General features: G+C 57.1%; 13 protein-coding genes and 1 tRNA gene. 7 read left to right on the top strand and 7 right to left on the bottom strand.

Translation table 11 applies throughout. From position 1 onward, the window contains the following. Positions 1-35: 35 nt before the first annotated feature. Together pip and HFP51_RS13715 are read right to left on the bottom strand one after the other, a co-directional pair. Positions 36-986 carry a prolyl aminopeptidase gene (gene pip / locus HFP51_RS13720; protein ID WP_176876272.1) on the bottom strand — a complete coding sequence of 317 codons (951 nt, stop codon included), beginning with the start codon at positions 984-986 and terminating at the stop codon, positions 36-38. Positions 987-1,032: 46 nt separating this feature from the next. After that, entirely contained in the window at positions 1,033-1,644 is a 612-nt protein-coding gene (locus tag HFP51_RS13715; RefSeq protein ID WP_176876271.1) for a LysE family translocator, read from the bottom strand. A gap of 81 nt (positions 1,645-1,725) precedes the next feature. Between HFP51_RS13715 and HFP51_RS13710 the strand changes: the two genes are divergently transcribed. Together HFP51_RS13710 and HFP51_RS13705 are read left to right on the top strand one after the other, a co-directional pair. Then, a complete protein-coding gene (locus HFP51_RS13710; RefSeq protein ID WP_176876270.1) occupies positions 1,726-2,223 on the top strand; it encodes an Lrp/AsnC family transcriptional regulator in 498 nt (165 codons plus the stop codon). 6 nt (positions 2,224-2,229) lie between these two features. After that, the gene (locus tag HFP51_RS13705; RefSeq protein WP_176876269.1) at positions 2,230-2,796 is read left to right on the top strand and encodes a methylated-DNA--[protein]-cysteine S-methyltransferase; all 567 of its coding nucleotides are present in this window, start codon (positions 2,230-2,232) and stop codon (positions 2,794-2,796) included. A gap of 106 nt (positions 2,797-2,902) precedes the next feature. Here the strand turns inward: HFP51_RS13705 and HFP51_RS13700 are convergent. Next, positions 2,903-2,979 (bottom strand) — tRNA-Pro (locus HFP51_RS13700). A gap of 99 nt (positions 2,980-3,078) precedes the next feature. Then, the gene (locus HFP51_RS13695) at positions 3,079-4,821 is read right to left on the bottom strand and encodes an amidohydrolase family protein (protein ID WP_176876268.1); all 1,743 of its coding nucleotides are present in this window, start codon (positions 4,819-4,821) and stop codon (positions 3,079-3,081) included. 70 nt (positions 4,822-4,891) lie between these two features. Here HFP51_RS13695 and HFP51_RS13690 point away from each other — a divergent pair, with 70 nt between their 5' ends. Beyond that, entirely contained in the window at positions 4,892-5,803 is a 912-nt protein-coding gene (locus tag HFP51_RS13690; protein ID WP_176876267.1) for an alpha/beta fold hydrolase, read from the top strand. Positions 5,804-5,809: 6 nt separating this feature from the next. Here the strand turns inward: HFP51_RS13690 and HFP51_RS13685 are convergent, their stop codons facing one another. From HFP51_RS13685 to HFP51_RS13675, 3 genes are all read right to left on the bottom strand, one after another. Next, positions 5,810-6,562 (bottom strand): Stf0 family sulfotransferase, encoded by a 753-nt coding sequence (locus tag HFP51_RS13685; protein WP_176876266.1) that lies wholly within the window; start codon positions 6,560-6,562, stop codon positions 5,810-5,812. 35 nt (positions 6,563-6,597) lie between these two features. Beyond that, positions 6,598-7,908, bottom strand: coding sequence for an FAD-dependent oxidoreductase (locus HFP51_RS13680; protein ID WP_176876265.1), 1,311 nt, complete (start codon positions 7,906-7,908; stop codon positions 6,598-6,600). Between the two features lie 121 nt (positions 7,909-8,029). Beyond that, on the bottom strand, positions 8,030-8,734 hold the full coding sequence (locus HFP51_RS13675; protein WP_255454683.1) for a CsgG/HfaB family protein: 705 nt from the start codon (positions 8,732-8,734) through the stop codon (positions 8,030-8,032). 270 nt (positions 8,735-9,004) lie between these two features. On the opposite strand from HFP51_RS13675, the gene HFP51_RS13670 reads away from it, so the two are divergent. From HFP51_RS13670 to HFP51_RS13655, 4 genes are all read left to right on the top strand, one after another. Next, on the top strand, positions 9,005-9,544 hold the full coding sequence (locus tag HFP51_RS13670; protein ID WP_255454682.1) for a hypothetical protein: 540 nt from the start codon (positions 9,005-9,007) through the stop codon (positions 9,542-9,544). A 2-nt stretch (positions 9,545-9,546) separates the two neighbouring features. Continuing rightward, entirely contained in the window at positions 9,547-10,248 is a 702-nt protein-coding gene (locus HFP51_RS13665; RefSeq protein WP_176876263.1) for a hypothetical protein, read from the top strand. A 149-nt stretch (positions 10,249-10,397) separates the two neighbouring features. Then, positions 10,398-11,240 (top strand): enoyl-CoA hydratase/isomerase family protein, encoded by an 843-nt coding sequence (locus HFP51_RS13660; RefSeq protein WP_176876262.1) that lies wholly within the window; start codon positions 10,398-10,400, stop codon positions 11,238-11,240. After that, entirely contained in the window at positions 11,237-12,118 is an 882-nt protein-coding gene (locus HFP51_RS13655) for an SDR family oxidoreductase (RefSeq protein WP_176876261.1), read from the top strand. The genes HFP51_RS13660 and HFP51_RS13655 overlap by 4 nt, the downstream gene beginning before the upstream one ends. Positions 12,119-12,164: the final 46 nt, after the last annotated feature.

Raw genomic sequence — 12,164 nt, 5'->3', positions numbered from 1 at the left:
CGCTTTCGACTCAATTGCGGGCTCTAAGGCCAACTTCATTCTCCCGTGGAGGCGAATTTCGCTGCTGCCGCCATGATAGCTGTCGTTATGCCAGCTTCGGAGGCGGAATGACCTGCGCCATCAATAATATGCAATTCTGCTTCTGGCCATTGTTTGTGAATTTCCCATGCTGTCTGCATCGGTGTGACGAGATCGTGTCGTCCTTGAATCATGATCGCCGGAATATGGCGGATTTTGTCGATGCCACCGATTATGTGATCATCAGATTCCATGAAGCTTCCGTGCTGAAAATAGTGACAAGATGTCCGGCCCATCGCGAGTGCAAATTCATCGGTCAGATTTTCAGCATATTCTGGATTTGGAATCAAAGTCATGATTGCAAATTCCCATAGGCACCATGCCCGGCACGCGGCTAGCTTCGCTGCTTCATCATCTCCGGTGACGCGGCGGTAGTAGGCACCAAGCATATTGCCTCTTTCCTCGGCCGGTATCATTGCTTCAAAGGCTTCCCAATAATCCGGATAAACCGCCTTAGGACCCTCCTGCATAGCCCATTGCATTTCCTTTTTCCGATCCAGGAAGAGTCCTCTAAGGATTAACTCGGTCACTCTTGCGGGGTGGGATTGCGCATAGGCCAATGCCAATGTGCTGCCCCATGATCCGCCGCAAACCTGCCACGCCTCTATATCCAGATGCTTGCGAATTTTCTCCATATCTTCGACAAGATGCCAGGTCGTATTGGCGTCCAACGAGGCATGGGGCGTGCTCTGGCCGCACCCTCTTTGATCGAAATGGACGACCCGGTAAATTTCAGGGTCAAAGAACTGTCGCGTCGCCGGTGAATTCCCGGCCCCAGGACCGCCGTGCAGATAGACTATTGGTTTGCCTTTAGGATTACCGGCTTGTTCAATAAATATTCTGTGGCCGTCACCAACATCCAGAAACTCTGTTGCATAAGGTTCGATGGGTGGGAACAACTCGGTCATATCAGTCCTTTCTGCGCACACTTATCGGTAGATCCGAGTTGCTTGCCTAAACGGTCGCCATCCGCGCGCCAGCCAGCAACAGAGCACCTCCGGCAACGCGATTGATCATGCGGACGATCCATTCTTTGACAGCGCCGCTGGTCAACCGGTCACCGGCATAAGCGTATAGGCTGTATGAGATCAGATCGAGCACGACTGTCGTTACGCCCATGATGAGAATTTGGGTTATGATTGATCGAGATACATCAAGAAACTGAGGAAGAATTGCCGCAAAATATAGCAGCGCCTTTGGGTTCGCAAACTCGACTAGAAAGCCTTTTCCAAAAAGCGACGTAGCGGATTGCAACCTGCCTGTAGGGAATTGAATACCGCCGGTTCTGCTGAAAATGGCTGTGAGCCCGAGATAGACCAGATAGGCAACGCCAACCCATTTTATCGCGTTGAAGATGAACGGCGAAGCGATCAGCAATGATGCAATGCCCATCGCGGACAAAATGAAATAGACCGCGTTTGCCGAAGCTACCCCAAGGACACCGTAGGTCGCGCGTTTGTGGCCATTGCCTGCCCCTTGGGCTGCTATTGCGATTGCAGCAGGACCCGGAACAAAAATCACGACGGCGGTGGTGAAAAAGAAGATGAAGTAGATTCCCAGTTCCATAGAAAACTCCAATTGCCGAATAATGTATAGTCATATAGATATATCGACGAATGAAATTCGGCATCAAGGAGTTCTGGACTTATGTACAAAGATACGAACGGTGTTCAGCAGAAGCGGGTATCGGAGCTGGTAATCGACGATACAGACCGAAAATTATTAAGCGCGCTTAGCGAAGATTCATCGCAATCCTATTCCGACTTGGGTGCAATGGTGCATCTTTCAGCACCAGCGGTGCACGAACGAGTGAAGAAAATGAAAGCCGCAGGCGTGATTACGAAGAACACCATTAGCCTGGACGGTGCAAAAATCGGGCGTCCGTTTCTCGCCTTCATTCATGTGAATTACACCGGTGCCAAGGCCAGGGAAAATTTTGCCAGTCTACATGAGGACGCTGATGTTGAAGAAGTTCATAGTGTGGCCGGAGACTCCTGCCTTTTGATAAAGGCGCGGTGCAGAGACCCACAGGCTCTGGATAATCTCCTGGTGCGAATGCGCGAATTTGGCGAAGTCACCAACACAAGGAGCCATATTGTTTTGACGACATTGCTTGAACGTGGGCCGCAAGCCATATTGGACTAGATCAGAATGAATGCGGAATTTACTCTCTTCCCGACGGCAATCGGTGATTGTTGCATCGCTTGGCGTGGCGATTTGGTCGTCGCAGCTTCTTTGCCTGAAAAGACCCCCGCCGCGACGGCGGCGCGCGTCGTCAAACGAACCGGGGCAAGAAGAGCTAAGCCGCCACCGGCCATTGACCGTGCTATTCAATCAATCATTGCGCTGCTTGAAGGTGAAAAAGCAGATTTGTCATTTGTCGCCTGCGATCTTGGTGAAGTCGATGAATTCGCAGAGAAGGTCTACGCTGTCACGTGCGCAATTCCGGCTGGCGAAACGCTCACCTACGGGGAAGTTGCCTTGCAACTCGGCGACAAGCTCTTTGCTCAAAGGGTTGGCCAGGCTCTTGGGCGTAACCCAATCCCGATCATCGTTCCTTGCCACCGTGTTGTTGGTGCAAATGGCAAACTTACCGGCTTTTCAGCGCCAGGCGGAGTAGAAACCAAACTCAAGATGCTCGAAATTGAAGGGGCCCATTTTGGTGGATCTCCAACTTTGTTTGGAGATCTGCCGTTAGCGGTTAAACCACAGAAGTGATCGCTTCCCATCCAAAGGCGGACAATGGGCGAGTAGGATCGAATGTCCGCTTGCGAACAGAAGCGGACATTCAAACACAATGGTCTTTGCATTTGTCTGGAAAAAATGGTCGGGGAGAGAGGATTCGAACCTCCGGCCCCTGCCTCCCGAAGACAGTGCTCTACCTGGCTGAGCTACTCCCCGACCGATGTGTCCGGCCTGCAAAGATGCGGGCCCACCGGGAGACAGACGCGGCTCTATACGGGCCGGACGACCTGCTTTCAACCGCTGATTTGAGGTCAGCTACTCCGCCGCTTCAGCCATCTCCACCGATTGCGGACCGCGGATCAGGCCGCCTGGGCGCGCTTCGGTAACCGTGCCGTTGAGGAAGGTGACCTGGCCCGATTTGATCGTCACCTCATAGCCCTGCGCCTTTTGCAGCAGGCGCTTGCCACCCGCCGGCAGATCAAAGGCCAGCCAAGGCTTTTCAAGCTTGAGATTGTCGAGATCGATCACATTGATGTCAGCCAGATAGCCGGGCGCAAGAACCCCGCGATCATTGAGGCCGTAGAGCCGCGCGGTATCATAGCATTGGCGCTTTACCGCATTGGCGAGGCTGATCGTGCCGCGCTCGCGATCGCGCACCCAATGTTCGAGCATGAAGGTCGGCGAAGCGGCATCGCAGATCGTACCGCAATGCGCGCCGCCATCGGACAGCGAGTTCACCGTGTCATCGCGATGCTGGAGCGGGTGGAGGAAATCGAGATTGCCGTCCGCATAGTTGAGGATCGGATAATAGATGAAGCCGGTGCCCTCTTCGCGCATCAGCAGCTCATAGGCATATTCACTACCCGTCATCCCGGCTTCTTCGGCGCGGGCGGCGACGCTCTCGGCGGCGGTCGGCTCATAGTTGAAGCCGTCCATCATCTCGAACTGAACCGGCCAGCCATTGGCGATCATCATGAACAGCGGCAGGAGATCAGGATTCTCCGGATACACGGACTCTTCGTCGATCATCCGCTTGCGGAAATCCGCATCCTTGAGCTTGGCGAGTTTCGCATCCCAATCCAGCTCGGATATTTCTTCCCAGGCTGGCTTGAAGACAAACGGGTGCACCGTGCCCTGCCAGGCCATGATGATCCCGTTTCCGCGCAAGGCGATCTGGGCGACGATATTGGCGCCCTTGGCGTTTTCCGCGGCGGTCGCTTCGATCTGTTCTTCGAGGGGCATTTCCTTGGCAATCGACTGGAGCGCGGCAAAGGTGACCGGCAGGCCGGTTTCGCGCGACAGATCGCCCATCCAGCCAAATTCGTCCCATTCGCGTTTCATGTCGGATGCCATCTCGAACACGCCATAGCCAACCCGGCCCATGGCCCGGCCGATACCGATCAATTCTTCCTTGGTCGCCGTCGTCCCGGGAACCAGCTCGCCCTCGACATCGCGATGGAGGATCGTCCGTGAGGTTGAGAAACCGAGCGCACCGGCTCGCAGCCCTTCCTCGACAATCGCCGACATCTTCTCGACATCCTCATCGGTCGGAACCGCACCGGGCGTTTCCCGGTCACCCAGAACATACGCGCGGATTGCGCCGTGCGGCACATGGCAGGCGACATCCACGGTGCGCGGCATTTTTTCGAGCTCGTCCATATATTCGGGGAAGCTTTCCCAGTTCCAGCTCATCCCCTCGGCTAGCGCAGTTCCGGGAATATCTTCCACGCCTTCCATCAGACCGATCAGCCAGTCATGCTTGTCCGGCTTGGCAGGGGCAAAACCGACCCCGCAATTGCCCATCACGACCGTCGTCACGCCATGCCAGCTGGACGGCGCCATCTCACTGTCCCAGGTGGCCTGGCCATCATAATGGGTATGAATATCGACCCAGCCCGGCGCGACGACCTTGCCGGTCGCGTCGATTTCTTCGCGCCCTGGCTCGCTCACTTCGCCGATCTGCGTCACAAGATCGCCATCGACAGCGATATCACCGGTAAAGGGTTCACCGCCCAGACCATCTACAATTGTGCCGTTTCGGATGACGAGGTCATGCATCAAACTCTCTCCTGATTTCTGGTTTACGTAGACGTTAGCAGAAAAGCGCCGAGGCTGCTACGGTCCGGATATGGATAGTGAATTCAGCTGGACGCCAGAGCCCGATAGCGGCGTCACGATGCGGTGGGTCGAAGCAAATGGGCAGCGTTTTGAGCTGGCCGAAGCAGGCTCGGGCGATCGGCTTGCATTGTGCCTCCATGGCTTTCCCGAGCTTCACTATAGCTGGCGCTTTCAAATTCCGTTGCTGGTTGAGCGGGGTTATCGCGTCTGGGCGCCGAATATGCGCGGCTATGGCGGCTCCAGCCGGCCGACAGGAATAGATGCCTATGCGCTCGACCAGCTGACCGATGATGTCGCCGCGCTCATCGATGCGAGCGGCGCCAAGGAGGTGACGCTTATCGCCCATGATTGGGGCGCGATTGTCGCCTGGGCATTTGCAATCCGGAAATTGCGGCCACTCGCCCGGCTTGTGATCATGAATGTCCCGCATCCGATGGTCGGCCAGCGCGAGATCAAACATTGGCGCCAGTTCAAAAAGAGCTGGTACATCTTCTTCTTCCAGATCCCCTGGCTCCCGGAGAAACTTCTGGGCCGGAACAATGCGCGAGCAATCGGCCAGATGGTCGCGCGTTCCAGCTGCGACCAGAGCAATTTTGGGCCAGAGGTACAGAAGATATACTCTGCCGCCGCCGCGCGCCCGGGCGCGCTCACCGCGATGCTCAACTATTATCGCGCGCTCGTGCGGCGCAATGATTCTGTCGATCTCGGCGATGGACGGATCGACACACCAACGCTGATGATCTGGGGTGAAGAGGATGTCGCGCTCAATATCCGCTGCACCGAAGGGACCGAAGAATGGGTTCCAAATCTGGAGCTTCACCGCTTGCCCGGCGTATCGCATTGGGTGCAGCAAGAAGCGCCCGAACAGGTGAATGCGATTCTCGGCGATTGGCTTGAGCAAAACGTGTCAAAGCCAAGCTGACGGCCGCTAACGGCCGTGCTTGAAGCGGTCTATCCACTCGACACTCAATTCATCGCGAAGGACTTCCAGCCGCACTTCAGCGTCAAAAGTGGCGGGCATCGGCAAATCCATATCGGCACATGTGTCCCTGACGAATGCTTCCGGATCCGCGCAGATATCTTCATAATAAACCGTGCGATAGGACTTTCCCGTCAGCGCGAGAAAGCGGTGTAACGAGTCATAGACCTGGTCGATGACGGCGTGAAAAACCGAGATCTTCTCGCGATCATAATCATCGAGCTGCACCTCGCGCGCTGCCTTTTGCGGTGAATGAAATCGGCCGCTCAGCTCCGCCCGAAACAGCGATACGGCCTGGGCCACACGATCTCGGCGCTCGAGCACCAGACAATTCATCCGATCAAATTTTGCCTCTAGGTAACCGAGATGCCAAGCACCGATCAGCCCTGGCTGGCCGCATTTGGCGGCAAATGCCTTCGACGTCCCATGTCTGGTAATCATCCAGCGCGCCGCTTCGCCATCGTCAGCAAGATTATGCTTCTCGCGCACTTGCGCGAGGTGCCCGACGTTAAATGCTTCTCTAACCTGATCGAAATGGGGGGTATTAGCGAGGAGGTGTCCAGCGTAACTACTCCCGCAGCGCGACGCGAAGAGGATCAGTAGAAGATGGTCTGGCGCATCACCAAAGTCAGTCGGGTCGCTTGGCAGCACCAACTCGTTCTTGACCGCCGCCGACATGCGGCTGTTGAAACACGCTTCCATATGCCGGTCTATTGGTGCGCTTGCCGTCGCGTCCGTCACCGGGATCGAGCCGCAATCATCTCTTCGATTTCGATGAACTTTTCGCGCGGACTGCCTTCGCGAGCGCGATCCGCTTCGGCTTCCTCGATCTTCTTCCAGTCCCGGAAGGTCACGACGTCGACATTGCGTTCCGCAAGCAACGCATCGAGCCCGGCCCGACCCGTTTTGCCCGCGCCCTCGCCGATATCTTCGGCGATCAGATCGACCACAGCATAGCCATCCGGCCGGTTGGTACCGATCGTACCGGTCGGTCCGCGCTTCGCCCAGCCAACGCAATATAGGCCCGGCATGATCCGGCCCTCATCATTGGCAAAACGGCCACGGCCATGTTCGAACGGCACCCCTTCAATCGGCGGCGTTTGATAGCCGATACAGGTCACGACCATCGAGGCCGGGATTGTATATGTCTCGCCGGTTCCCTGGCTGCGCAGATCAGCGTCCAATTCGGTGCGTTCGACAACGACCTGTTCGACCTTGCCATCCCCTTCGATGCGGACCGGTGCGGCGAAGAAATCGAATTCGATTTCGACACTTTTGTCGACACGAAAGGATTCCGGAATCGCGGCAAATTCCCTGAGGAAAGTGACCGATTTCCGCATACCAGGCTCAAGCAATGCATCAGCGCCTTCTTCCGGTAAATCATTTGGATCTACGCGAGGTGCCGCCCGTTCCAGCCGACCCAATTCGCCCAGCTCTTTCGGCGTCATTGCGATCTGATGCGGTCCACGACGACCCAGCAAGGCCACATGCTCAGTGTTCGCGGTTTCGAGCTGCTCATAGGCGTGCAACACGATGTCTGACCCGGAAAACTCATCAGAGGTTTTTGACAGGATACGCGCCACGTCGAGCGCGACATTGCCATTGCCGATAACCACGACATGTGTGCCGTCCAAGGGCGGATCCACTTCGCTGTGATCGGGGTGACCATTATACCAGCCGACAAATGCCGCGCTGCCCAAAACACCGGAAAGGTCGGCCCCGGGGATCGGCAATGCGCGATCTTCCGGCGCACCGGTAGCTAATATCACCGCATCATAGAGATCGGTAAGCTCGTCGATGCTGATATCTTCGCCAATGGTAAGATTACCGACAAAGCGAACATTGTCCGACAGGGCGACTTTCTCATAACGCCGCGCGACATTCTTGATCGATTGATGATCCGGCGCGACGCCGAACCGGATCAGGCCATAGGGCACTGGCAACCGGTCAATCATGTCGATGGAAACATCTTCGCCAAACAGTTTTTGGGCGGCCTCTGCTGAATAATAGCCTGCCGGCCCAGTACCGACCACCGCGATATGGCGCATGGGGGTCCCCTCTTAGAATTTGGTCCTGCAGAGATGCTAACGGGCTTTCCCGTCGAGGCAAGCTAAAGGGGCACGCAACCTGTTGGCTGCGTGCCCCTCCCCCCAAGATCTGACAGTGCCGTTATTGAGCAACCGGCGCCTGCGCGGTTACCCCGCCTAGCTGGACCACCAGATCAGAATAGGCATCGAGATAGGCTGCGGCGACAACCTGGCCGATCTCGGTGTTCTCGTAAGTGCCGATGCCCAGACCGCCACCAAGGTTTCCGAAAATCCCGCCACCGCCGAACAGGCCAGCCGAGAAACCGGTATCGGTTTCACGATGATAGCCTTCAGTCAGGCGTAAGGTTTCGGTCGTCCGGGCATTGACAAGGGTCAGCGATACATTGGCTTCACGGCGGCGCGTATTGATGCCGAGCGAGGTACCACCCAATGTGCTGCCAAAAATGCCGCCCAGGGAACCGCCGATGTTAAAGCCACCGGCATCGCGGTTGGTCGCGATGATATCCGGAATGATGAAGAAGTCAGCCGCACGAACCTGTCCGCCGCCGAAATTCGATCCGGCCTGCAGGTCGCCATTATCGGCCAAGGCTCGCTCAAGATTGCGGCTGCGCAATCCGCGACCGCGATCGACGATCGTGAAACAGCCCGAGCGCAAGACGAGAAGGTTGATAACCGATTCCGGGCTATCGAGATCATAACGCTGCCACCAGTTATCGTCCGGCTCAACGATCGAGATCGCGCCGATCGGCTGGGTGCAGGTAGGCAGTGAAGCCCGCTGGCTGTGTGAACCACGGTCAGCCGAAGCCGGTGTTGCAGTCATAGTCATGGCAGCGGCGATCGCGGCTACCGAAGCAATAGATTTCCACATGATTGGTCTCCCGATTCAAATTCAGTTTCGTTTTGATGATCCTGTTTCGGATCACGTTGACGAGAATGCTTATCGGGCATTGCGGAGATGGCCGTAGTGACGCTGATCACCAACTTTGATTTTAACGCTATCGACACCCATTCTACCCTAAGAATCTTGATGTTTTGCGGGCTACAGGCTAGTTGGCGCGTGATTGAGGAATGCAACCGGGTCGACCGGGAGAGTAATATGTATATGCACAGCCGTAACAATCGTTTCATTGCCTTTGCGATTATTGTCGGGCTTGCCGCCCAACCGGTCGCTGCGTTTCAATTTGGCGGTTTGCTGGGCGGTGGGTCGTCGCGATCCGACGATAGCGAGAACCATTGCAACACGATGGGGGAATCGGCGGGTCGATCAATTATTGGCGGCATATTGGGCGATGCAGCGCGATCGCTTGGCATACCGACCTATGTTCCTTCGACCGAGTTTAGCGATGTGCTGGCGACCGAAATTGCCTGCCGTCTCGATCCTGAAGAACAAGAAAAAGCTGCGGCGGCCACAGATGAGGCCACGCGCGGTGGCCAAGTCGGTGCGACCGCAGAATGGACCAGCGACACGCGCCCGGGTGTGCGCGGCCGATCCACAGTGACCGGACGATCGCAAGCATCAAGTGGCCGCGACTGCCTTGAAGTGACGGACGTCATTATCGTTGAAGGCGAAGAAACGACGGTACCCAAGACGATGTGTCGTGTGCCACCCTCGCGGCGGTACACGCGGACCGCATAAACATGACCCGCGTTCGCGATCTTTTCGCCATTGGAGCAGCATTGTTATGCGCCAGCGCTTCCCCCGGGGCGCAGTCGAACAATCCCAACCCGACATGCCCGGCCACGCCTAATTGGGCGGCCAATCAGGTGATGTCGCTGACCACGGAAGATCGCGGCGAATATCGCGTCCTCCTGGCCGAAGGCATGATCACATCGGGCCTGGCGAACCGGCTTCGTGATGCGCTGTCGGCCGATGATACAATTGCCGAGATTTGGTTCCGTTCGCCGGGGGGCGATGCCTATGCCGGCAATGAAGCCGGTCGCATGCTGCGGACAGAATTTCCCGGTATCATCACGCGCATCCCGGCTGGCTGGTCCTGCTTTTCCGCATGCAATTTCGTGTTCATGGGCGGGCAGCTCAGGATTGTTGAACGCGGTGGCAATTTCATGGTCCATATGTTCACGCACACGGGTAACCGCGACGTGATCCGCCAGGAAGTGGAAGCCGGAACGGAAAGCACGGTCGAACTGATTGGTGAGATCGAACAGGCCAGTGCACAGCTGGCCACCGAAGATAACGACTTCCTGATCCGGATGGGCGTGTCACGGCGGCTGCTGAGCGAAGTCATGTATGCGACCCAGGCTGTAGGCAGCGGCGAAACCCGTCGATGCCTGACCCAGGACGAGGCCTATAGTTATAATGTCGCGAATGTTCGCGAGTAGCAGAGGCCTGACCCCTGCCCAGCTGATCCAGTTTCCGATTTTCAGCGAGAAATCCTCTCCTTCAGCCTTTCCTTTCCGCATCTGTTGGTTACCAATGGCGCGGCGGTGATGTGAGAGCGCGCAGAGCGCCCGTCGTCGCCGGGAGGATCATGATGGCGCATCTGACACTGGATATCAGCGATGGCTTGGCAATCGTCCATTTCGCCAATCCGCCGCTTCAGGTCATGACCCCGCAGACGATGAACGAGCTCCATGCGATGCTCCCGCGATTGCGCGAGGATGATGTTCGCGCGGTCATATTCACTGGTACTGATGAGGAAATATTCATCCGGCATTTCTCGCTTGAGGAGCTGGACGATATCGCGAGCGGCAAGGAGGGCGAGGCCTGGGACGCCAATATGGACGACATATTGTTGGAACTTGGCGAGTTGCCTAAACCCGTAATCGCCGCATTGAACGGATCGGCGGCTGGCGGCGGGTTCGAATTTGCACTCGCCTGCGACATGCGCGTCGCGAAAGACGGACCCTATCGATATGGGCTCCCCGAAATATCCGTCGGCATCCTGCCGGGCGCTGGCGGCACGCAGAGGCTGACCGAGATTGTCGGGCGGGGCCGAGCGCTTGAGATGATGCTGCGCGCGCGGCTCGTATCTCCGTCGGAAGCGCACGCGCTCGGGATTTTCGAAGAGCTTGTTGCCGAAGACAGCGAGGACAGCGCGCTCGATCGCGCCATTGCGATCGCGCGCGAAATCACCGCGCGCCCCCCGCTGGCCGTTGCGCATATCAAGACGCTGGTGCGCGAGGCGGGCACACCCGTCGACAAGGATATCCTCACGCGTGAGAGCGCGCTTTTCATGGAATTGATGCAGACCAAGGAAGCCCAGGTGCTGATGGCGCATGCAGCAGATACACATCGGGAAGCACGGGCCGATCCGGACACCGTAAATCCGGATCAATGGATGGAACACCAGGACAAGGATGAGAGAGCATGAAGGATTTTTCTGGCAAGATCGCGGTCGTCACCGGCGGCGGATCGGGTATCGGGCGCGCGCTTGTGTTGCAGCTTGTCGCCGAGGGCTGTTCCATCGCGCTGTGCGATATCAGCGAAGAGGATATGGCCGAAACCTGTCGTCTTGCCGAAGCCGAAGCGACCCAGGGCGCCAAGATCACCAGCTTTCGCGCCGATGTCAGCAACGAGGACGATGTGATTGCCTTTCGCGATCATGTGCTCGCCGAAATCGGTGAAGACCATATCCACTTGCTCTTCAACAATGCCGGCGTTGCCGGTGCAGGTAGCTTCGTTGCCGATGACCGGGCGAAATGGGAACGCACCTTCAACGTCTGCTGGGACGGCGTGTATCTCAATGCGCGCGCCTTCATGCCGCTGCTCGTGAAAGCCAATGAAGGGCACATCATCAATGTCAGCTCGGTAAACGGCTTCTGGGCGACGATCGGCCCGGATACCCCACACACCGCCTATTGCGCTGCCAAGTTCGCGGTGAAGGGTTTTACCGAATCGCTGCTGACCGATCTTGCGATCAACGCGCCGCATGTGAAGGCGAGCGTTGTGATGCCCGGCCATATCGGCACTTCGATCGCCCTCAACTCCGCGCGCGAACATGGCATTTCCGATGTGCTGGCCCCCGGCGAAACCGAGGAAGAGCGGCAACAAAGCATGGAGGATTTCCGCGACAATGGCCTGCCACCCGCCGAAGCTGCCAAGATCATCCTTGATGGCGTGCGCGCAGAGGAATGGCGCATATTGGTGGGCGAGGATGCGCAGATGATCGACGCGGCCACGCGCACCGATCCCAAATATGTGCTGACCCGCGAATTTATCGAGCAGGCGATCCCGACAATGAACGACTGACTCGCCTGTTTTAGCGGATTGCCGCGCGCGCTGCCCGTGCTAAGGA

The organism is Parasphingopyxis sp. CP4, assembly GCF_013378055.1.
Lineage (GTDB): Bacteria > Pseudomonadota > Alphaproteobacteria > Sphingomonadales > Sphingomonadaceae > Parasphingopyxis.
Note: the sequence above shows the minus strand (reverse complement) of the source record. Positions and strands in the feature narration are given on the sequence as shown.

Excerpts from the sequence above, each read along its gene's own strand:
- HFP51_RS13695 (WP_176876268.1), bottom strand. The coding sequence starts at position 4,821 with ATGCATGACCTCGTCATCCGAAACGGCACAATTGTAGATGGTCTGGGC.
- HFP51_RS13690 (WP_176876267.1), top strand. The coding sequence starts at position 4,892 with ATGGATAGTGAATTCAGCTGGACGCCAGAGCCCGATAGCGGCGTCACG.
- HFP51_RS13655 (WP_176876261.1), top strand. The coding sequence starts at position 11,237 with ATGAAGGATTTTTCTGGCAAGATCGCGGTCGTCACCGGCGGCGGATCG.
- HFP51_RS13710 (WP_176876270.1), top strand. The coding sequence starts at position 1,726 with ATGTACAAAGATACGAACGGTGTTCAGCAGAAGCGGGTATCGGAGCTG.
- HFP51_RS13715 (WP_176876271.1), bottom strand. The coding sequence starts at position 1,644 with ATGGAACTGGGAATCTACTTCATCTTCTTTTTCACCACCGCCGTCGTG.
- HFP51_RS13660 (WP_176876262.1), top strand. The coding sequence starts at position 10,398 with ATGATGGCGCATCTGACACTGGATATCAGCGATGGCTTGGCAATCGTC.
- HFP51_RS13665 (WP_176876263.1), top strand. The coding sequence starts at position 9,547 with ATGACCCGCGTTCGCGATCTTTTCGCCATTGGAGCAGCATTGTTATGC.
- pip (WP_176876272.1), bottom strand. The coding sequence starts at position 986 with ATGACCGAGTTGTTCCCACCCATCGAACCTTATGCAACAGAGTTTCTG.
- HFP51_RS13680 (WP_176876265.1), bottom strand. The coding sequence starts at position 7,908 with ATGCGCCATATCGCGGTGGTCGGTACTGGGCCGGCAGGCTATTATTCA.
- HFP51_RS13675 (WP_255454683.1), bottom strand. The coding sequence starts at position 8,734 with ATGACTATGACTGCAACACCGGCTTCGGCTGACCGTGGTTCACACAGC.
- HFP51_RS13670 (WP_255454682.1), top strand. The coding sequence starts at position 9,005 with ATGTATATGCACAGCCGTAACAATCGTTTCATTGCCTTTGCGATTATT.
- HFP51_RS13685 (WP_176876266.1), bottom strand. The coding sequence starts at position 6,562 with ATGGAAGCGTGTTTCAACAGCCGCATGTCGGCGGCGGTCAAGAACGAG.
- HFP51_RS13705 (WP_176876269.1), top strand. The coding sequence starts at position 2,230 with ATGAATGCGGAATTTACTCTCTTCCCGACGGCAATCGGTGATTGTTGC.